Below are 19,629 nucleotides of genomic sequence, written 5' to 3' on the forward strand. Positions count from 1 at the left end.
GAGATCTCCAAAGGATAGAAACTATCCTTCAACACCATTTGACAAACTTCCAAAAAAGCTAGACAGTGTCCGTAGGGGACATTGCCTAGTTTTTTAGCAGGTAGTACTTGTTACAGCCATTGGAGTATCTCAGCCAAGTTATGGACCTCATGTGTTGGTCGTGCAGTGGTTGTGGGAGTGGCGTGGTCACGGTTTACCCAAATTGACCGCCAGCCAAGCGCATCGGTTGTGACAATGTCGCTACCGTATCCTTGAGCAATGTGCCAATGGTTTGCTGGGGTCAAATCATAGTGTGCTGCCACTGTTTTGAAGAAAACCGGGTCAGGCTTATACGTGTGAACATCCTCAGCAGTCCAAATATCAAGGGGAACTTCTAAAGCCGCAGCGTTGGCGGGAATAATATCCCATGATGAATTGGACATCATGATTAAGTGATAACCGCGTTGTTGCAGCGTCTTTAAGGTGCCAATGACCTCGGGAAAAGGCTTTAAACTACGGTGAGCGATCAGAACATCTACGTAATAGCGTTCGAACTGATGGGTTAGACCAAATTGATAATCGAGATGAATCAAGTTATTACGCGTCAAAATGGCGTAATCGAGATAAGGATGCATGTTATCCCGACTATCTTGATAGGTGATAAAGCGTTGCCGGGCTAGTCGTGGATCGACGCCGATTTTATCAGCAACTGTTTCGATGGCTGCGTAGGTTGCCTCTTCATTGAGTAGTGTACCGTAGCAGTCAAACGTTAAGTATTTTTCCATGATGAGACTCCTCTCTGACTACCTTTAAGTATACGCACAAACACTAAAAAAGCCGTCGAAATTCGGCGGCTTTTCATCATATTACGTTAAATTATTCAGCGTCGTAGGCAGCTTGGAAAATCTTGATGATATCTTCCTTTGTCCCCTTACGAGGGTTAGAGAAAGCATTCCCATCCTTCAAGGCATTTTCAGCCATCAATTCAAAGTCTTCTGGCTTAGCACCAATTTCTTTGATTGAGTGAGGAATACCAACGTCTTCGGATAATTGCTTCATGGCCTTGATGGCTAATTCGGCAGCATCCCGCGTTGATAGGCCTTCAGTGTTTTCACCCATAATTTCAGCCAATTGGGCGAAACGATCTGGGCAAGCAATGATGTTATATTCTTCAACGTAAGGTAGAAGTAAGGCACAGCAAACACCATGAGGTGCGTTGTATTGACCACCGAGTTGGTGAGCCATGGCATGAACGTAACCCAAGTTGGCGTTGTTGAAGGCCATCCCGGCTAACATTTCAGCTTCGACCATCTTAGTCCGAGCGTCCAAGTTGTGGCCGTTAGCAACGGCTTCACGAAGGGAAGTTTCAATTAACTTGATAGCTTCCACACATTGTGAGTCGGTGATAGGGTTGTGGTCAACGGAAACGTAAGGTTCAACGGCTTGAACGAAGGCATCCATCCCAGTAGCTGCGGTTAAGCCCTTAGGCACATCGAGCATCAGAGTTGGGTCGTTGAATGAAACCAACGGAATGTTCCGCCATGAAACAACCACGAACTTCAAGTGGGTTTCTTCATTCGTGATAACCGCGTGACGGGTTAATTCAGAACCAGTACCGGCCGTCGTGTTAACGGCGATTAATGGTGGCAAAGCCTTGTCGAGTGTTTCAATCCCAGCCAACTTGGTAATGTCGTCGCCATTAGTCAAAATAATGCCGGCACCTTTACCAGTATCGTGAGCAGAACCCCCACCAACAGTGATGATGGAGTCCGCACCGGATTCTTCGTAAAGTTTCTTAACTTCTTTGATGTTACGAATCTTAGGGTTGGGTTCAACGTTGTTGTAAACAACGTAGTCCACACCAGCAGCCTTTAAAGAATCCAAAGTCTGTTCCACGGCGCCGTCCTTTAAACCCTCAAGGAACTTATCCGTGACGATAACGGGCTTTTTCATCCCTAACATCTTTGCTCGATCACCAATCCTACTAATGACACCAGGGCCAAAGAAATTGACGCTGGGCATCAGAAAGTCATAACTACGTTCAGCCATTATACAAATGCCTTCTTTCGGAAGTTTTGAAAACAATTAGTACCAATTTCACAAAGCAATTATAACTAATAAGTTTACAGTTTGCAATCGTTTTTGGGTAAAAGTCCCTTAATTGTGCAATAAAGTGCTAATTTGTCGGCGGTTTAAACCGTAATGATTAATTTTACTGTCAGTATATTTCTTGCAATCTGCCATTATCAAAGAAACACTAATAGCTACGGTTGTTAATATGAGTAATAAAATAATAAATTATTTATCCTTTGTTAAATTTACACTCTATAGTAGTTTAAATAAATTTGCATAATACATTGCAAAGAGCTATGTTAGTATGTAAAAAGGGGAATTATACTTTGAGAAAATTAAAACTGACTCTCAGGACTATCTCTATCATTTGTGTTTTTGCAGGTATATATTTTTATTTTAAAGCCCCTAAATATATTGCAACTCACATTGCTATTAATGATAGAGTTGATAGCATGGGTACCGCTTATCAGATGTTTTTGTTGCCAGTTCTTCAAATTATAATTAATGAAGTTTTAATATATATTTCTAAAAAGAAAAGACAAAAATTGCAAATGCTTGAATTAAACGTCATTCTCGCAAATGAATGGAAATACATAGCTCTTGGATTAGTACTTCTTATCATATTTGTTTTGCTTATGGGAAATCAAATAGCGTTAAGCTAATACGATTTTTGAAACTAAATTAATGTATTTAAAGTGTAATCAATTAATATTACTATTGCCGATACATCTAACAACTGAGTACTTAACATACTACAAACACATCATGATGAAATTCATAATACCTTTATTACGTCGTATTCAAATGGCCCTTTAGAGGACTCGAATAATAAAATCAAAGCGATCAAAAGAGGTAGTTTTGGCTGTCGAAACTTTTTCAAATTTAGAATTAGAGTCCTTAATGTTTTCGTATCCAGATAAAAAAGCCCTAGTCACAAAGCGATTAGGGCTTTTATAATTAATTTACTAGCAACAATTGACGAAGAGCCAAAATAGTTAAACTATTTTAGGCGAGTAAGGTTATTACTATATTGAATATAAGTGGTTTGTAATGTATTGGAGTGTAGTTTTGGGCCGTAGACGACGATTAGACCAATGTTATTTTACTGATTCAATATCCAAATGAATAAAACGAAAACAAAGAATAAGGCGTACATTAAAGGATGAACCTCTTTACCGCGTTTAGCAGCGATCATGGTTAGTGGGTACATAATGAAACCTAAGGCAATGCCATCAGAGATACTGTAAGTTAGCGGCATGCCTAAGACGATTAAAAAGGCTGGGATGGCAATTTCCATTTTATGCCATTCGATTTCACGCAACGATTGCGCCATCAGAACTCCGACGATAATCAGCGCTGGCGCGGTTACTTGGTTGGTGACCACGGCTAACAGCGGTGAAAAGAAGAGGCCGCCGATAAACAATAATCCAGTGGTGACGGCAGTTAAACCAGAACGGCCACCTACAGCAATGCCGGCAGAGGATTCAACAAAAGCTGATGTTGGTGAAGTTCCCAGCAACGATCCCACTAGCATGGAACTAGAATCAGCGAGTAAAGCTTTACCGACGCGGGGCATTTTATTATTTTTCATAAAGCCAGCTTGCTCTGCCAATCCGACTAACGTGCCGGCAGTATCGAAAAAGGTGACCAATAAGAAGGTTAGGACCACGACAACCAATTGCAAGGAGTTAATGTCACCGATGTGCATGGCGCCCACCATAAAGGTGGATTTAATGCTAGGTGCGCCGGCAATGATTGCGCTTGGCATGGCAATTAAACCAGTGACTAAGCCTAAAATTGTGGTAGCAACCATCCCGATAAAAATCGCACCGGGGATCCGCCGTACCATTAAAATTGCAGTGATGATTAAGCCGAAAACAGTTAACCAAGTGGTGCCAACCGTCAGCGGCCCTAACCCAACCACGGTTGATTCGTTTGCGACGATCAAGCCACCGTTATGTAACCCTAAAAAGGCGATGAATAAGCCGATTCCGGCGGCAATCGCTAACTTTAAGTTACGAGGAATCGCGTTAATAATGGTTTCCCGTAATTTTAGCACTGTGATTAAAATAAAGATTAGCGATGCGACAAAGACGCCAGCTAATGCGGTTTGCCAAGGAATTTTCATGCCGATGACCACAGAGTAGGCAAAAAAGGCGTTGACGCCTAATCCTGGGGCGATCGCAATCGGGTATTTGGCTAATACGCCCATTAAAATACAACCTAGCGCGCTGGCAATGGCCGTTGCTGTAAAAACAGCCCCCTTGTCCATGCCTGTTGCCCCTAAAACACTGGGATTAACGAATAAAATGTAAGCCATGGAAATAAATGTGGTGAATCCAGCCAAGATTTCCCGCCGCATGTTGGTCTGCAACTGTGGTAGATCAAAGTATTGCACTAGCTTTTCTTTCAAAACGATTTGCCCTCCATTAGTCATATTGTTCGTTAATTAATTGATTACAGCTATTATACTAACTTAAAAAGCATTTAATTTCAATGAAAAGTTAACTTTAAACTTAAATAAATATTTATTGTTCGTTTTTATAAAGATACAACAAATTATTACAAAATCCTTAGTCCTGTTATACTGAAGGGCAAAGGTGATGAAAACATGACGGCGATCAAATAAGTGACCGTAATTGTGCCAGTTTATAATTTAGCAGCTTATTTAGCGCGCTGTTTAACCAGTTTACAAACGCAAACTTACCCTCACTTTGAAGTGTGGCTAATCGATGATGGTTCCACCGATGGCTCTACTGAGATTTTAAAACAGTGGGTACAAAAAGATGCTCGGTTTCAACTATGGCGACAGCCAAAAAATCGCGGTGTGTCGGCGGCTCGTAATGTAGGACTACGCCAAGCGCAGGGCGATTATGTCTGTTTCGTCGATGGCGATGATTGGTGTGAGCCGACTTATTTAGAAAGTTTTGTCCAGCAGATGGCTTTAGCGCCTACTGATATGGCTTTATGCGGTTACCATACGGATTGGCCCAGTTTAAAAGTATTGCTAGGTAAAAATCATGATTGTACGTTTACGCAAAAAGCGGCTTTGCTGGCTATTTTAAAACCTAGCGGTGATATTCGTGGCTTTTTATGGAATAAATGTTACCGGCTGGACGTCATTCGGCAAGCTAATTTACGGTTTGATGAAAGTGTAACTTTGATGGAAGACCAGCTGTTTAATGTGGCTTATGTGTTGCAAACACAACATTTTCGTTACAAGGCTGCACCACAATACCATTATGTTACGCGCCATGATAGTGCGATTCATCAATGGTCAGTCCACACGGTACCAGAAGAACTCAAAGCATTAGACAAGATTCAGCAGTTATTGCGCCAGCATCCAGAGTTACAATTTGGCCAGTTACTGGCACAGCGACGGCAAAAAGTCCATCGTGATTTAATCGCACGGATGCACCAGCGTTACCATATTGGCCAAGATGATTAAGACACCTCACGAATCATTTTTGCCCAAAGGTTACTGGTAAATTAAAAGCACCGGCATCTGATGAACCCAAAAGTGGTTTTCAACAACTTTTAGCTGCTGGAAACCACTTTTATTAGTTAACTATGATGTTTTAATTTGTCGGAGTGGCTTGGCAGGCACACCGCCGACGATCGTGTTCGCCGGAACGTCTTTAGTGACCAATGCACCAGCGCCGACAATGGCATTTGCGCCGACGGTTACGCCAGGTAAAATAGTGACATTTGCACCTAGCCAAGCCCCTTGCTGAATGTGAACGGCTTTGCAGACCACATTACACCGCAAAGCAGGCTGTTCTTGATGATTAACCGTTAAAATTGTTACTCTAGGACCAATTAAAACGTGATCAGCGATATAAATGCCCCCAAGATCGACAAAAAAGTATTGTTGATTGATAAAAATATTTTCTCCCATGAAAATGTGACGCCCAAAGTCACTGTAAAAGGGCGGATTAATTGAATTTGTCGCTGAAACTGGCTGCTTGGTCATCTGCGTAATCAGCTGAATAACTTCAGCTGGTGTGTGGTCGTGCCCGTTTAAATCAGAGCGAATTCGGCTGTTTTGTTGGTTGATTTTGGTGATTTCGGCAAATCGGGGATCTATAAATTGCAGCGTTTCTCCTGCTAAAGCCTGTTTTAAAATGGCCGTTGTCATATTTATTTTGCCTCACCGGTGTTTCTAAAAATTTGAAAAATCATTGCTAATGCTCCTTGTTCATTTGATTGTCTTTAGTATAAGTGGCTGACTAAGCAATGTCTAATATTGATATGATATGCTTTAGTATAGCTTTAAAGTATAGTTAGCATAAAAAAACAGCTAGTCGGTAATGACTAGCTGTTCGGTTTGATCGCGTTGATTTAGTTATTATGTTTGCGTGCTGCTTCTCGGTACTGAGCCATTTTCGTTTTAAAAAGCGCGCTGTTTGTCGGCGGTGTGTAAGTGACAGCATTAGCGCCTGCTGCAATCACATTTTCGATGTCCGCGTCGGTTTTGCCGCCAGTTGCGATGATGGGCAATTTGGGATATTGTTGCCGGATCTGTGCGACTAATGCCGGCGTTTGTGGGCCCCCAGAAACATTGACGATATCAATGCCAGCGGCTAGCCGCGGTTTTAAATCTTGGTGGGCAGTGACCACCGTTAGAATAATCGGGATGTCGATAATATCATTCATCACGCGGATAGTTTCTAGCGATGTCGGCGCATTGACCACGACACCAATACTGCCTAAACTTTCTGCAAACAGACTGATATTAGCGGAGCGGCGGCCGCTGGTTAACCCGCCACCCACACCAGAAAAAACAGGAATGTCCGCGACCATGCTGATACTTTGCATAATGGCTGGATGGGGTGTGAACGGATAAACTGCAATTACCGCATCGGCGTTTGTGTTTTTAATGATCGCAATGTCCGTTGAAAAAATAATCGAGCGGATGCGCTTGCCAAAAATGACAATGCCACTGGCTTTACGGATCACATCTGGCATACGGACAATGTTTTGGCGGAGCTCCGTCATAATTTCTGGTGGTTTTGGCTTCATCAGTTCCACATCCCTTCATTGATTAATCGCAATTTGATTTTCTTTTAAAACTGCATTAGTCATTGTTTTGAAATTAGCTTGGTTTTTAGCGTCTTCTGGCTGATCGTGCAGTTTAGCTTCTGCTATTGCCCAACGGACTACAGTTTCAGTAACGGTCAGGTCGTTGGCTAAAATGGTCAGTTGATAGTTTTGACTGAGCATAGTTTTAAGGTCGTTAAAACGCCGGCGATTAGAAACTTCACGAAACTTGCTGCCATCTTTACGACTACAAGCTTCAAAAATTAGTAGTGGTGATTCTCGGGCTGCAGCTTTGAGTTGATTTTGTAATTGTTTTAATGTTGTTGCCATTAGTGACCCTCATTCTAAATAACGTTGTGACAAAAGTAATCCCTTTTTGTAAATCATCATCGCAGCAAACGGTCCGTTAGGGGACTCATTCACTAATCTAGGCTGATACGTCATAACTAGCCGTTTGATGTGATAGACTTACGCTAAATAGTCGCGGCGTAACTGCGTTAAGTTCGCAGTGGTTAGCCCGATTTGTTCTGTTAAATAGCGTTCAATGCCGCCAAATGCCTGCAAAGTCGCAAATACGGCATCGATATTAGCACCTTCTACTGACAGCATTTGGTTCATTTTGTTAGTGACGTCTTCACTTTCATTTTCAGCGACAATTTGGGCGATGCTTTGCCGGTTGCTAGCTCCAAAAATTTGGTTAGTGAGTAGGTAATCACGTTTAATGGTTTCTGGTGCAACGCCTAAGGCACTTAAAATTAGCATGGCCCCAACCCCGGTGCGATCTTTACCCGCCGCACAATGAAAGACCACACTTTGTTGTGGTTGTGTATTTGCCAACATGGCTTGAAATAACTTGCGCCAAGCTACTTGTGCGTGGGCATCGGCAACCATTAATTGGTAGACACGTGAAAAAATTCCTAGGCCTTGATGCGATAATTTAATGTCTAAACTTTGCAAAACATTTTCATCACTAAATGGGTACACCGGAGCTTTGATCAACTTTGCGGCCGCAGGCAAACGATCCGGGTAAGTTTGGGTTTCACTACTAGAGCGTAGGTCAATATCATAACGTAGACCATAATTGCCTAATTGTACGATGTCGCTGGGCGTTAGCTGGTCTAAACCGCCGGCGCGCAGAATTTTTTGCCATTTCACGTGGCGGCCGTCTGTAGTGGGGTAACCACCGAGCTCGCGGAAATTCACACCGCCTTCTAAATCCAATACACGTTGTGGTTGCATGAAAATCGTTCCTTCCTGAAAGTTGCTATGGGCGCATTAACATGTTTATGCTGCGCATATTAATCATTATTATTAACTTCAGTATGACGATTACAGCTAGGGTGGTCAAGGTTAGTGAATGATAATTTTCATTAAAAATCAGCATGGTTATATTATTTCAAAATTACAGAATAAAATTAGTTAATAGTAGCTTGCACTTACTTTTAGTAAGCTATATAATTTAGCTGTTTGTTAAAATAACGATAGAGGAAGTTTTAAAATGGCTTATTTCCCAGCTTATACTGATGAAGAAATCATCACGTTTTTGAAGGCGCAAGCGCCCCACGCAGCGATTGCAACTGATAAAACAACGTTAGCACAGCATCAATCTGGTCAATATGGCTTAGGTGCCGGTGACAGTGCATTATTAGCGTATGTTGAAGTAGCGGATGTAGCAGATATTCAGGGTGTTTTGAAAACAGCGCGTCAATTTCATTTACCAGTGATTCCGCAAACGACAGCAACCAGTACGGTTTCAGGTTCGGATGCACTAGGCCACGGTATTATTTTATCAACGCGGCGGATGAACAAAATCATCGATGTCAGTCGGGAAGATCAAGTCGCAGTAGTCCAACCTGGTGTGGTAAACCAAGATTTAGACGCTGCTGCTCGTAAAGTTGGGATGTTTTACGCACCTGATCCCGGCTCGAAGGCAATGTCTGCAATTGGCGGGAATGTTGCGACCAATGCAGGTGGCATGAGTACGGTTAAATATGGTGCGACGTGGGATGCTGTTTTAGGTTTAAAGGTGGTCTTAGCTGACGGTCGCGAATTAACGCTGGGGCACCGGACGCTAAAACAGGCTTTTGGCTATAATTTAACCCAATTATTTGTTGGTTCTGAAGGTACCTTAGGCATCATTACAGAAATTACCGTTAAATTAATGCCGATTCCGTTTGGACAACCAATTACTGGTGTGGCTTATTTCCCGGATATGAAAACCTTAGGGACCGCAGTGACAGAAGTACGCGCTGCAGGTGTTTATCCAGCAATGTTAGAAGCGTTAGACAGTGCAACACTACAGGCTTTGGATCAATATGAAGGTACAAATTATGCTCAAAATAATGGCGCCATGCTGATTTTACGGTTGGATACCGGCGATCAAGCCATTTTGCAAAAATTAAAGGCAATTTTAGCGCAGTTTGGCGCTCAAAATTTGCAGGTAACTAGTGTCCCAGATGAACAGGCTAAATTATTAAAGCTGCGCCAAGATATGCTGCCGGCTGTTTTTGCTAACGGCAACCATGTAATGGAAGATATGGCAGTACCGTTGTCGAAAATGGCGCAAATGATGGCTTATATCAGTGAAATTGCTAAAAAACTAGACGTACAGATTTATACAGCAGGCCACGCCGGTGATGGCAACGTCCATCCAACATTAGTTTGGCCAAAAGCGCAAAAAGAAGTGCCGGATAAAGTAGTCCGAGCACTGCGGTTGATGTTTCGTGAAGCATTGCGGTTAGGTGGCACCATTTCAGGTGAGCACGCGGTTGGTTTGTTGAAAAATCAGTGGAACAATGAAGAATTAGGGCCAGATGTTGATCAATTACAGCATCAGATCAAAAGTTTGCTGGATCCGATGCACCTTTTGAATCCTGGCCGGAAAATTGATTGAAAGGCTAGCTTTGGACACGGTTTAAAAGTTAAATAAAGAAGTGCTTTATCAGGAAATTCCTGTGGTTTGTTACCCGCTTTCTGGCTAATGAAACAAGTGTTTCCTAGATAAAGCATTTTTTATTACGGTCAATTGCACCACGGGTTGCATTTAACGCTAATTTTCGTTACAGTTAGTAGGTGCGTGAAACATTTGTGTTTCACGAGAGATGAAATAGATAAACTAACCTCAATTTTTAGAAAGGAGCGCTGGGGATGACACCAGCAACTTTTAAAACGGCTCTAGCCGCACAAGGCGTGACGCTATCGACACAGCAAATGGCCCAATTTCAGCGCTACTTTGATCTTTTGGTGACAATTAATCAGAAGATGAATTTAACTAACATTACAGCGGAACCAGAAGTTTATTTGAAACATTTTTATGATTCATTAACACCTAGCTTTTACTTACCGCAATTACAGCGTCAAGCATTAACAATCTGCGATGTGGGGGCAGGCGCAGGCTTTCCATCAATTCCGTTAAAAATTGTTTTTCCGCAATTGCAAGTTACGATTGTGGATGCGCTAAATAAACGCATTAACTTTTTAAATCAGTTAGCTGGCGCATTGAATCTCAGTGATGTGGCTTTTTTTCATGAGCGTGCAGAGATTTTTGGTAATAAACGCAGCTCACACAGAGAAAGCTATGATTTGGTTACGGCGCGGGCAGTTGCACGATTGCCAGTATTAAGTGAACTGTGTTTACCGTTAGTGAAAAAAGGTGGCCAGTTTGTGGCGTTAAAAGGGCAATTAGCCGCAGATGAGTTGGCAACGGCAGATTATGCGATTACAAAATTAGGTGGGAAAGTGCAAGCTTCTCCAGCATTTACGTTGCCAGAAACAGGGGATCAACGACAGCTAGTCATCATTGATAAACGGCGGCAAACGCCGAAAAGCTACCCGCGGCGTGCGGGCATGCCTAACCGGAAACCCTTGGTGGCACCAGCAGAATAATTTACCGGTAATTTGATATTCTTAGTAGTAGAAAGGAATTGACTTTATGGCGCAAATTATTGCGATTGCCAACCAAAAAGGCGGTGTGGGCAAAACCACCACAGCCATTAATCTAGGGGCCTGTCTAGCAGCACAAGGTCAAAAAGTGTTGTTGGTGGATACAGACGCGCAAGGTAACGCAACCAGTGGCGTCGGCATCCAAAAAAACAACATTCAACATGACATTTATAACGTTTTAATTGATGATTTACCGATGACCAAAGTAATTTTGCCAACACAGCGTCCTAATTTGGCCATTGTGCCTGCAACATTGCAATTAGCTGGTGCGGAAATTGAACTGACCAATTTAATGGCCCGAGAGTCGCGTTTGAAAGCAAGCTTAGCACCTGTTCAGTCGGCTTATAATTTTGTCTTAATCGATTGTCCCCCTGCTTTAGGCAATTTAACCATCAATGCGTTTACGGCCAGTGATAGCATTTTAATTCCCGTTCAAAGCGAATATTATGCGCTGGAAGGGCTCAGTCAGTTACTGCATACGATTAAATTGGTGCAGAAACACTTTAAGCCAAGCTTGCAAATTGAAGGCGTTTTGTTGACAATGTATGATGCAAGGACCAATTTAGGGGCGCAAGTGGTGGCAGAAGTACGACGCTATTTTCCTAAGCAAGTTTACCAAACCATCATTCCCCGCAATGTCCGGCTATCTGAGGCACCTAGTCACGGTTTGCCGGTGATCGATTATGATGCCCATTCCAAAGGGGCGGCAGTTTATGAATTATTGGCAAAGGAAGTGTTAGCTGCACATGAGTAAACAACATAAAGGCTTAGGCCGGGGCATGGATGCCTTGTTTAGTGACTTCGATGATTTTACTACACCACAGGCCAGTGAAGAGGTCACTACAATTCCCATCGGCGAAATTCGACCTAATCCTTACCAGCCGCGGCGCCAATTTGACCAGCAAAGCTTAACGGAATTGGCCACGTCGATTAAAGAAAACGGCGTTTTTCAGCCGGTAATTGTTCGTCAAAGCATCAGTGGTTACGAATTAATCGCTGGCGAGCGGCGTTTGCGGGCGTCAAAATTGGCCGGTAAAAAGGAAATTCCCGCGTTGATTCGTAAAGTTGATGAAGCGTTGATGATGGAAATTACCGTCTTGGAAAACTTACAGCGCGAAGATTTGAACCCACTAGAAGAAGCTGGTGCTTATCAGATGTTGATGCAAAAATTGCATTTAACGCAAGATCAAGTGGCTCAGCGTTTAGGCAAAAGTCGGCCATACATTGCAAATTATTTACGGCTGTTGGCTTTACCGGCACCCGTGAAAAAATTGGTAGAAGACCAGCAACTTTCAATGGGGCAGGCCCGAACGCTGTTAGGTTTAAAGGACAAAACAAAAATGACAGCTTTAGCGCAGCGGACATTAAAAGAAAAACTAACTGTTCGTGAATTAGAGCGCTTAGTCACCCAGTTAAATACCGTTAAACCCAAACAACCGGCGGCTAAGCCAGAAAAATCGCCTTATTTACGGGCTAGTGAGACCCGCCTGCAAAAACATTTTGGAACTAAGGTTAACATTGCAGCACATGGTGATAAGGGTAAAATTGAAATTAATTATTTATCCACAGCGGATTTAAACCGGATTTTAGATTTGTTAGGCTTAACTGAGTAACAGATGAACTTAATTTTGGGGTGATAGAATGTTCGACTTAGGTGATATTGTTGAAATGAAAAAGCCGCATGCCTGCGGTGCCAACCGGTGGCAAATTATCCGCATGGGTGCGGATATTAAGATTCAATGTACCAAATGCCGCCATATTGTCTTAATGTCGCGGCGTGATTTTACCCGGAAAATGAAAAAGGTTTTAGAAAAAGCAGCTAATCAGGATTAATTTAGGAAGCGAGTGACAAGCAATGGCTTTAACAGCAGGAATTGTCGGCTTACCCAATGTCGGCAAATCAACTCTATTTAACGCGATCACTAAGGCAGGCGCGGAAATGGCAAACTATCCATTTGCTACTATCGACCCAAATGTGGGTATGGTTGAAGTGCCAGATGCACGGCTAGCCCGGATTGATGAAATTATTCCCGCAAAAAAAATCGTACCGACTACCTTTGAATTTACCGACATTGCTGGCATTGTAAAAGGTGCCAGTAAAGGGGAAGGTCTAGGCAACAAGTTTTTGGAAAATATTCGTCGGGTCGACGCGATTGTTCATGTGGTGCGGGCATTTGACGATGCTAACGTCACCCACGTCACGGGGAAAGTAGCGCCTTTGGAAGATATCGATACCATTAACTTAGAATTAGGTTTAGCAGATTTGGAAAGTGTGGACAAACGTTTGGCTAAAGTACAGCGGGATGCGAAATCAAAAAGCAAGGACGCTTTAGCTGAATTAGCCGTTTTGGAAAAAATTAAACCAGTGCTAGAAAATGGTGGTTCTGTCCGTTCGATTCAGTTTGATGAAGACGAACAAAAGATTGTTAAAGGCCTATTTTTGCTGACTTCTAAACCAGTGCTTTATGTGGCTAACATTGCCGAAGCCGATATGGCGCACCCGGAAGCGTCACCGTACGTTCAGCAGATTAAGGATTATGCAGCAAAAGAAGGCGCGGAAACCATTGCAGTCTGTGCGGAAACTGAAGAAGAAATCGCTGAATTAGACGATGCCGATAAAGCTGATTTTTTGGAAGCAGAAGGCGTCACGGAACCTGGATTAAACCGGCTAATCCGCGCATCTTACCATTTGCTAGGCTTAGGGACTTTCTTCACTGCAGGTGGTAAAGAAACGCGAGCATGGACTTTCCGCCGCGGTATTAAAGCGCCACAAGCAGCCGGTATTATCCATTCAGACTTTGAACGTGGCTTTATCCGCGCTGAAACTGTGTCATATGATGATCTTGATCATTACGGCAGTATGCAAAAAGTCAAAGAAGCTGGCCGCTTACGTCTAGAAGGTAAAGACTATGTTGTTCAAGATGGTGACATCATTGAATTTAGATTTAATGTTTAGTACAGGAGGATCAAGATGAGTGAGCAAAAACAGGGCCGCAATGCCGGCGTGCAGCAACATAAGCTACGGCAACGCAAGCCTGAAGAGCTAACTAAGCGCAACGAAGACTATGTCTTTCGCTTAAAAAAGGCGCTGGCAGAAACGAAGTTATCGCCGGAAAAACAAGAAGAAGCCATTGAAGACATGATTCCACAACTGTTAATCAGCCAAAAAAATGGCCAAACTGCACGTCAACTTTTTGGTACGGTAACGGAACGGGTTAATGAAATTGTCGAAGGTCCGCATAAAAAAGCAGATGCTAAACAAAATAAATGGTTGTTATTTATGGACAGTTCTCTGATGATTTTCATGGTGTTTAACTTTATGTACGGGATTATGTTCTTTTTCAGCAAAAGCACAAAAACCCAAGCAGGACAAGCAGGCATTTTATCCTTGCTGATTATTTCACTGGTTGGTGGTTACGGCATCATGCTGATGCAGATGAACTTACAACCTTCTAAAGATGGGAAGCGCAGACGGCCACCAATCTGGAAACTACTGTTATATTTAGTGTCCTTCTTCATTATTATGGTCGGGACTTATACCATCAGTATGCTGATTCCTGGCCCAATAAATGCCAACTTACCAGTAGCAGCCTACATTGCCATCGGAGCAGTCACATTAGCACTACGCATCTATTTAAAACGCCGCTTCCACATTCAGAATACGGTGTTTTAGAAAAGAGTGGTTTAACAAGCGCTTAGCTGTTGAGTATTAGCCTAAAATCGGAGTTATTTGCGAAGCAAATGGCTCCGATTTGTAGCTACTATTCCGCAGAAGAGGGAGATTTTCGTTCCGAAAATCTTTCATGCTACAGACGTTGACCATTCAACTACGGCGCAAACCGCCGAGTTGAAACATGGCAGACGAAAACAGCTGCTTGTTAAACCACGTTTACGGCAGCGATGCTGGATAAAACATCAAAGGCGGTTAACTTTTGAGTACTAGCCTAAGCAGGCAAGTTATTTGCGAAGCAAATGTTTTGGCTGCTGTAGCTAGACGGAAGAAGTTGCCTTTTAAACCACGTTTACGGCAGCGATGCTGGATAATAATATTGAAATCAAACAAGGTAAAACGACTAGCTTCAGCAGATGAAGCTAGTCGTTTTTAGCATCAACTAAGTTTTAATTTTGAACATTCTAGTCGTATCAATTATTTAGATCTAAATGACGATAAATTTAATTGAATTAATTTTTAAAGGGCTAAAAAATTGACGTACGTAGTTACGTACGCTATAATGCGATTAACTAGGGGGGACTGTAAATGCCAGATATTTATACACCAACAAAAGCACGGCAAAATTTATATCATTTATTGAAGGAAGTTAATGCCAATAGCCGGCCAGTTTTCATTACGAAAGCGAATGGAGATGAAAGTACTGCTGGTGTGCTACTCAGTAAGCGTGATTGGGAGGCACAGCAGGAAACCATGGCTTTACTTGCTAATGGGCAATTGCAATTTGCTCTAGCGCATGAAAATGATGATGCAGTCGATGTTGATGATTTGCAAAAATCAGTTGATAAAGAAATCAAAGATGAAACAAAGTAATTGGCAGGTTAAAATGGTTCGTTCGGCACGCGGTGATTTAAAAAAGGTACGGCAGAGTTATTTACGGGACACGTTTTCCGAAATCTTGGCAACGCTAAAAACTAATCCATTTGAGGAAACGCAGTCTTTTGAAAAACTAACGCCGCCGGCAGCAGGTAAATATTCACGGCGGCTAAATGGACAGCATCGTGTTGTGTATAAAGTTGATAAAGCAAAGCAGATTGTGACGATATTATCATTATCCGCTTGGCCACATTACAAATAATCTTAGCTGGCGCCTACATTTAGGTGCCAGCTTTTTTTGCTAACACAATACAATCACAAATTAATCGGCATCACAGAGATGATGTGTTGCCAATAGCCGAACAATTTTATTGAAAAAACAAAATATCATCCTAAAATCCGAACACAAATAATGCTTATTGTCATTTTATTTCTGAAAAAACGATTAAAGGCGCTTGACGCTGGGCAATATCTTTGGTAAGTTAGTCGGTAAACTTAAACGAAGCATTTGCTGCGCAAAATCAATAAGGAGTGGATAATCGCCATGTCTAATTGGGACACAAAGTTTGCCAAACAAGGGTATACATTTGATGATGTTTTATTAATTCCTGCAGAAAGTCACGTTTTACCGCATGATGTTGATGTCAGCGTCAAGCTTGCTAAAAATTTGCAGCTGAACATTCCCGTGATGAGTGCCAGTATGGACACCGTGACGACATCAACCATGGCGATTGCAATGGCTCGGCAAGGTGGGCTGGGTGTCATTCACAAAAATATGACCATCAAGCAACAAGCCGATGAAGTGCGCAAAGTTAAACGTTCTGAAAATGGCGTTATCGTCGATCCTTTCTATTTAACCCCAGAACATTCGATTCAAGAAGCAGAAGATTTAATGAAGCGTTACCATATTAGCGGTGTACCAATCGTTAATTCTTTAGAAGACCGGCGTTTAGTCGGTATCATTACTTATCGGGATATCCGGTTTGTCACAGATTATTCAGTTGCAATTGATACGGCGATGACTAAAGAACCATTGGTTACAGCAGCTGAAGGCACACCGCTTAACCAAGCACAGCAGATTTTGCAAAAACATAAAATCGAAAAATTACCGCTGGTGGATGATGCGGGACGTTTGAGCGGTTTAGTCACCATCAAAGACATTGAAAAGGCCGTTCAATTTCCTAATGCTGCTAAAGATGCACAGGGCCGCTTGTTGGTTGCCGCTGCTGTCGGTGTGACTAGCGATACATTTGAACGGGCAGATGCATTGCTGGAAGCCGGTGCAGATGCCATTGTGATTGATACAGCCCATGGCCATTCTGCTGGTGTCATTCGTAAAATTAAAGAAATCCGCGCCCGTTTCCCAGAAGCAACGTTGATTGCTGGTAATGTCGCAACAGCAGCTGCCACTAAAGCACTTTACGACGCTGGTGTCGATGTGGTTAAAGTAGGGATTGGCCCAGGCTCAATCTGTACTACTCGGATTGTCGCTGGGGTTGGTGTGCCACAATTAACCGCTGTTTACGACGCCGCCAACGTGGCCCGTGAATATGGTAAAACCATCATTGCCGATGGCGGCATTAAATATTCTGGCGATATTGTGAAAGCATTAGCTGCTGGTGGCAATGCTGTCATGTTAGGCTCTATGTTAGCAGGAACTGATGAATCGCCAGGTTCATTTGAAATCTTCCAAGGCCGTCGCTTTAAGACTTACCGGGGCATGGGTAGTATGGCAGCGATGGACAGCACTCATGGTTCATCCGACCGTTACTTCCAAAGCAGCGTAAACGAAGCCAACAAATTGGTACCGGAAGGAATCGAAGGCCGCGTTGCTTATAAAGGCAGCTTAGCGGACATTGTTTATCAAATGATTGGTGGTTTACGGGCTGGCATGGGTTATGTCGGCGCGGCTAACCTGAAAGCATTAGCTGATGACGCACAGTTTGTTCGAATCACAGGAGCAGGCCTCCGCGAATCACACCCACACGACGTCCAAATCATAAAAGAAGCACCAAATTATTCGGTACAATAAAAAAAGAGTGGTTTAACAGGCGCTTAGCTGTTGAGTACTAGCCTAGACAGCCAAGTTATTTGCGAAGCAAATGTTTTGGCTGGCGTAGCTAAACGGAAACAGCTGCTTGTTAAACCACGTTTACGGTAGCGATGCTGGATAAAACATCAAAGGCGGTTAACTTCTGAGTATTAGCCTAAAAAAGCAGATGATTCGCGCAGCGGATTGTCTGCTTTTTGTAGCTACTATTCCGCAGAAGAGGGAGATTTTCGTTCCGAAAATCTTTCATGCTACAGACGTTGACCATTCAACTACGGCGCAAATCGCCGAGTTGAAACATGACAGACGGCAACAGCTGCTTGTTAAACCACGTTTACGGCAGCGATGCAGAATAAAATATCAAAGGCGGTTAACTTTTCCACAAAAAAGTACTATGAACAAATGAAAAATTGCACAGTTAGGGTGGCAAAACAACCATACTTACAGCGAATTGACTGCAATCTCATGTGTGGTTAGTTCGCTGTTTTGTTCCATTGCTTTAAACTGACGTGTGCGCACTTAGCGCAGCAGTTATAGTGCGACTTTTTACCCGGTAAATGTTGTACTCTTTGCGGGAGCAAGGTAAACTGAAAGCAGTGATTTAAGTTTAGCGGTGAATTGTGCGGTTAAACTAGGGAGTGAAACGGCAGATGCAAATTAAAATAAAAAAGCCGACGGTGGCTGCGATTAATTTAACGGACAAGCAATTAACGCTAGTTGAGACGATCCGGCATCATTTACGGCACCGGCAAGTTGAAACAGTGGTGCCATTAAAGGGGATTAATCAGGTAAAATTGCAATTGCCTAAGCCCGATACACCGGGGCAATTGCACGTCAGTTACCGCGTAGAGAAGGCAGCGCCAGAACAAAAATTAACGGTTGCGTTTTTAGATTCAGACTTATCATTTATTCAACCATTACAAGAGCGATTAAAACAACAAGTTGAAAAGAATAAGCAATGGGGCGAGGACGATTTTGTGGCAAACGGCCAGTTGATTATGCAGTACTTAAAAATGCGTGACGCCGGTTTGTTAACCAATGAAGAATTTGAAGCTAAAAAGCGAGAAATTTTGCAGTTGGACGAATCATGATTCTTTCTGCACAAAGGAGTAATCAAAATGGCAAAACGACGGCAAAAACGGGCCAAGAATAAATTAAAACACTTGCAACAGGCAGCAGTACAGCGACGGCAACATTTAGCGCAACAAGCAAGTCCGCAGCCGACCGCTTTGTCGCAGAATTTAGCCTTACTATCGGATCGTGAACACACGTCGCCGGTCGCTACTGACCAAACATCAGCGGCTGCATCGAATAAAAAAACAACCGCGGCTGTAAAACAGCCTTTAACAAGTATGGACGCGTCAGCAGCTGGCGTCACACATGAAACAATTGCTTCAACTGCCCATCCAACGCCTAAAAATCAGTCACAAATTGATGCAGATGACGGTTCCAGCGTTGTCGAGACAGCGACTAACACACAAACAGTGGCTCCGAATTCAGCAGCAACTCATCCGGACACTGAAAAATCGGATTCGACGGCAGCAACCATTGATCCAGCACCGCAGGCAGCGCTGTTGACGCAGGTAAAACAATTAATCAGGCAGCAAAAGCTACAGCTCATACCTAATAGCCAGCTTAACAGCGCGGCTTTAAAAACATTAGTGATGGCTTTGCCGTTACCACTGCCTGAAAATTATCAACAAATTTTGCTAAAATTTGGCACATTGTATGGTTTTGGCTATTTTTTTGCTGGTCGTAGTCAAACAAACGTGGCAGCAGATTTAATTTATTTAAATCAAGCGGCACGGCATGACTTTTTAACCGATGCGCAAAAACAGCAGTTATTGTTGTTTGCGGCCAGTGAACGTCACTTTCTGGCTTTTTCGTATGGGCAAACGGCTCAACCCCAAATTGTTCGTGGGACACAGCAGCAAATCACCACCATTGCGCCGGATTTAGCCACACTGATGAAACAGTTGACCACTTAAATTTTTGTAGA

The 19,629-nt window shown here is 42.9% G+C and carries 22 protein-coding genes; 15 read left to right on the forward strand and 7 right to left on the reverse strand.

The genetic code is table 11. The annotated features are described in order from the left end of the window. Window positions 1–110 precede the first annotated feature (110 nt). Together FC24_RS10030 and FC24_RS10035 are read right to left on the reverse strand one after the other, a co-directional pair. A complete protein-coding gene (locus tag FC24_RS10030) occupies window positions 111–764 on the reverse strand; it encodes an HAD-IA family hydrolase (RefSeq protein WP_157059124.1) in 654 nt (217 codons plus the stop codon). A 91-nt stretch (window positions 765–855) separates the two neighbouring features. After that, the gene (locus FC24_RS10035) at window positions 856–2,028 is read right to left on the reverse strand and encodes an iron-containing alcohol dehydrogenase (protein WP_057874732.1); all 1,173 of its coding nucleotides are present in this window, start codon (window positions 2,026–2,028) and stop codon (window positions 856–858) included. 350 nt (window positions 2,029–2,378) lie between these two features. On the opposite strand from FC24_RS10035, the gene FC24_RS10040 reads away from it, so the two are divergent. Continuing rightward, the gene (locus FC24_RS10040) at window positions 2,379–2,714 is read left to right on the forward strand and encodes a DUF1648 domain-containing protein (protein ID WP_057874733.1); all 336 of its coding nucleotides are present in this window, start codon (window positions 2,379–2,381) and stop codon (window positions 2,712–2,714) included. A 126-nt stretch (window positions 2,715–2,840) separates the two neighbouring features. Beyond that, the gene (locus tag FC24_RS11380; RefSeq protein ID WP_420805261.1) at window positions 2,841–2,972 is read left to right on the forward strand and encodes a transposase; all 132 of its coding nucleotides are present in this window, start codon (window positions 2,841–2,843) and stop codon (window positions 2,970–2,972) included. Window positions 2,973–3,154: 182 nt separating this feature from the next. Here FC24_RS11380 and FC24_RS10045 read toward each other — a convergent pair whose 3' ends face one another. Further along, entirely contained in the window at window positions 3,155–4,465 is a 1,311-nt protein-coding gene (locus FC24_RS10045) for an NCS2 family permease (RefSeq protein ID WP_057874734.1), read from the reverse strand. 216 nt (window positions 4,466–4,681) lie between these two features. Between FC24_RS10045 and FC24_RS10050 the strand changes: the two genes are divergently transcribed. After that, window positions 4,682–5,500 carry a glycosyltransferase family 2 protein gene (locus FC24_RS10050; RefSeq protein WP_057874735.1) on the forward strand — a complete coding sequence of 273 codons (819 nt, stop codon included), beginning with the start codon at window positions 4,682–4,684 and terminating at the stop codon, window positions 5,498–5,500. Window positions 5,501–5,620: 120 nt separating this feature from the next. Here FC24_RS10050 and FC24_RS11945 read toward each other — a convergent pair whose 3' ends face one another. The 4 genes from FC24_RS11945 to FC24_RS10070 all read right to left on the reverse strand — a co-directional run bounded on the left by FC24_RS11945 (window position 5,621) and on the right by FC24_RS10070 (window position 8,331). Then, complete coding sequence (locus FC24_RS11945; RefSeq protein ID WP_057874736.1) at window positions 5,621–6,190, reverse strand: DapH/DapD/GlmU-related protein; 570 nt, start codon at window positions 6,188–6,190, stop codon at window positions 5,621–5,623. Window positions 6,191–6,393: 203 nt separating this feature from the next. Beyond that, on the reverse strand, window positions 6,394–7,074 hold the full coding sequence (locus FC24_RS10060; RefSeq protein ID WP_057874737.1) for a beta/alpha barrel domain-containing protein: 681 nt from the start codon (window positions 7,072–7,074) through the stop codon (window positions 6,394–6,396). A 15-nt stretch (window positions 7,075–7,089) separates the two neighbouring features. Then, window positions 7,090–7,422, reverse strand: coding sequence for a hypothetical protein (locus tag FC24_RS10065; protein ID WP_057874738.1), 333 nt, complete (start codon window positions 7,420–7,422; stop codon window positions 7,090–7,092). Between the two features lie 138 nt (window positions 7,423–7,560). Next, window positions 7,561–8,331 (reverse strand): tyrosine-protein phosphatase, encoded by a 771-nt coding sequence (locus tag FC24_RS10070; protein ID WP_057874739.1) that lies wholly within the window; start codon window positions 8,329–8,331, stop codon window positions 7,561–7,563. A gap of 259 nt (window positions 8,332–8,590) precedes the next feature. Here FC24_RS10070 and FC24_RS10075 point away from each other — a divergent pair, with 259 nt between their 5' ends. From FC24_RS10075 to FC24_RS10135, 12 genes are all read left to right on the forward strand, one after another. After that, entirely contained in the window at window positions 8,591–9,985 is a 1,395-nt protein-coding gene (locus FC24_RS10075; RefSeq protein ID WP_057874740.1) for an FAD-binding oxidoreductase, read from the forward strand. Window positions 9,986–10,239: 254 nt separating this feature from the next. After that, window positions 10,240–10,977 carry a 16S rRNA (guanine(527)-N(7))-methyltransferase RsmG gene (rsmG, locus tag FC24_RS10080; protein WP_057874741.1) on the forward strand — a complete coding sequence of 246 codons (738 nt, stop codon included), beginning with the start codon at window positions 10,240–10,242 and terminating at the stop codon, window positions 10,975–10,977. A gap of 46 nt (window positions 10,978–11,023) precedes the next feature. After that, window positions 11,024–11,788, forward strand: coding sequence for a ParA family protein (locus FC24_RS10085; RefSeq protein WP_057874742.1), 765 nt, complete (start codon window positions 11,024–11,026; stop codon window positions 11,786–11,788). Then, complete coding sequence (locus tag FC24_RS10090) at window positions 11,781–12,647, forward strand: ParB/RepB/Spo0J family partition protein (RefSeq protein WP_057874743.1); 867 nt, start codon at window positions 11,781–11,783, stop codon at window positions 12,645–12,647. Before FC24_RS10085 ends, FC24_RS10090 begins: the two co-directional genes overlap by 8 nt. 28 nt (window positions 12,648–12,675) lie before the next feature. After that, window positions 12,676–12,867, forward strand: coding sequence for a DUF951 domain-containing protein (locus FC24_RS10095; protein ID WP_057874744.1), 192 nt, complete (start codon window positions 12,676–12,678; stop codon window positions 12,865–12,867). Between the two features lie 22 nt (window positions 12,868–12,889). Next, on the forward strand, window positions 12,890–13,990 hold the full coding sequence (gene ychF, locus FC24_RS10100) for a redox-regulated ATPase YchF (RefSeq protein ID WP_057874745.1): 1,101 nt from the start codon (window positions 12,890–12,892) through the stop codon (window positions 13,988–13,990). 15 nt (window positions 13,991–14,005) lie between these two features. After that, on the forward strand, window positions 14,006–14,707 hold the full coding sequence (locus tag FC24_RS10105; RefSeq protein WP_057874746.1) for a DUF1129 domain-containing protein: 702 nt from the start codon (window positions 14,006–14,008) through the stop codon (window positions 14,705–14,707). A 585-nt stretch (window positions 14,708–15,292) separates the two neighbouring features. Then, window positions 15,293–15,577, forward strand: a complete 285-nt coding sequence (locus FC24_RS10110) for a type II toxin-antitoxin system Phd/YefM family antitoxin (RefSeq protein WP_057874747.1) — start codon at window positions 15,293–15,295, stop codon at window positions 15,575–15,577. Further along, window positions 15,564–15,842 (forward strand): Txe/YoeB family addiction module toxin, encoded by a 279-nt coding sequence (locus tag FC24_RS10115; protein WP_057874748.1) that lies wholly within the window; start codon window positions 15,564–15,566, stop codon window positions 15,840–15,842. The genes FC24_RS10110 and FC24_RS10115 overlap by 14 nt, the downstream gene beginning before the upstream one ends. Window positions 15,843–16,124: 282 nt before the next feature. Then, the gene (gene guaB, locus FC24_RS10120) at window positions 16,125–17,612 is read left to right on the forward strand and encodes an IMP dehydrogenase (RefSeq protein ID WP_057874749.1); all 1,488 of its coding nucleotides are present in this window, start codon (window positions 16,125–16,127) and stop codon (window positions 17,610–17,612) included. 668 nt (window positions 17,613–18,280) lie between these two features. Continuing rightward, entirely contained in the window at window positions 18,281–18,721 is a 441-nt protein-coding gene (locus FC24_RS10130; protein ID WP_057874751.1) for an SHOCT domain-containing protein, read from the forward strand. Between the two features lie 27 nt (window positions 18,722–18,748). Beyond that, entirely contained in the window at window positions 18,749–19,618 is an 870-nt protein-coding gene (locus tag FC24_RS10135) for a hypothetical protein (protein WP_057874752.1), read from the forward strand. Window positions 19,619–19,629: the final 11 nt, after the last annotated feature.

The sequence above is a fragment of the Loigolactobacillus rennini DSM 20253 genome (assembly GCF_001436505.1).
In the GTDB taxonomy this organism is placed as follows: Bacteria; Bacillota; Bacilli; order Lactobacillales; family Lactobacillaceae; genus Loigolactobacillus; species Loigolactobacillus rennini.

Excerpts from the sequence above, each read along its gene's own strand:
- FC24_RS10030 (WP_157059124.1), bottom strand. The coding sequence starts at position 764 with ATGGAAAAATACTTAACGTTTGACTGCTACGGTACACTACTCAATGAA.
- FC24_RS10035 (WP_057874732.1), bottom strand. The coding sequence starts at position 2,028 with ATGGCTGAACGTAGTTATGACTTTCTGATGCCCAGCGTCAATTTCTTT.
- FC24_RS11945 (WP_057874736.1), bottom strand. The coding sequence starts at position 6,190 with ATGACAACGGCCATTTTAAAACAGGCTTTAGCAGGAGAAACGCTGCAA.
- FC24_RS10060 (WP_057874737.1), bottom strand. The coding sequence starts at position 7,074 with ATGAAGCCAAAACCACCAGAAATTATGACGGAGCTCCGCCAAAACATT.
- FC24_RS10065 (WP_057874738.1), bottom strand. The coding sequence starts at position 7,422 with ATGGCAACAACATTAAAACAATTACAAAATCAACTCAAAGCTGCAGCC.
- FC24_RS10070 (WP_057874739.1), bottom strand. The coding sequence starts at position 8,331 with ATGCAACCACAACGTGTATTGGATTTAGAAGGCGGTGTGAATTTCCGC.
- FC24_RS10075 (WP_057874740.1), top strand. The coding sequence starts at position 8,591 with ATGGCTTATTTCCCAGCTTATACTGATGAAGAAATCATCACGTTTTTG.
- rsmG (WP_057874741.1), top strand. The coding sequence starts at position 10,240 with ATGACACCAGCAACTTTTAAAACGGCTCTAGCCGCACAAGGCGTGACG.
- FC24_RS10085 (WP_057874742.1), top strand. The coding sequence starts at position 11,024 with ATGGCGCAAATTATTGCGATTGCCAACCAAAAAGGCGGTGTGGGCAAA.
- FC24_RS10090 (WP_057874743.1), top strand. The coding sequence starts at position 11,781 with ATGAGTAAACAACATAAAGGCTTAGGCCGGGGCATGGATGCCTTGTTT.
- FC24_RS10095 (WP_057874744.1), top strand. The coding sequence starts at position 12,676 with ATGTTCGACTTAGGTGATATTGTTGAAATGAAAAAGCCGCATGCCTGC.
- ychF (WP_057874745.1), top strand. The coding sequence starts at position 12,890 with ATGGCTTTAACAGCAGGAATTGTCGGCTTACCCAATGTCGGCAAATCA.
- FC24_RS10105 (WP_057874746.1), top strand. The coding sequence starts at position 14,006 with ATGAGTGAGCAAAAACAGGGCCGCAATGCCGGCGTGCAGCAACATAAG.
- FC24_RS10110 (WP_057874747.1), top strand. The coding sequence starts at position 15,293 with ATGCCAGATATTTATACACCAACAAAAGCACGGCAAAATTTATATCAT.
- FC24_RS10115 (WP_057874748.1), top strand. The coding sequence starts at position 15,564 with ATGAAACAAAGTAATTGGCAGGTTAAAATGGTTCGTTCGGCACGCGGT.
- guaB (WP_057874749.1), top strand. The coding sequence starts at position 16,125 with ATGTCTAATTGGGACACAAAGTTTGCCAAACAAGGGTATACATTTGAT.
- FC24_RS10130 (WP_057874751.1), top strand. The coding sequence starts at position 18,281 with ATGCAAATTAAAATAAAAAAGCCGACGGTGGCTGCGATTAATTTAACG.
- FC24_RS10135 (WP_057874752.1), top strand. The coding sequence starts at position 18,749 with ATGGCAAAACGACGGCAAAAACGGGCCAAGAATAAATTAAAACACTTG.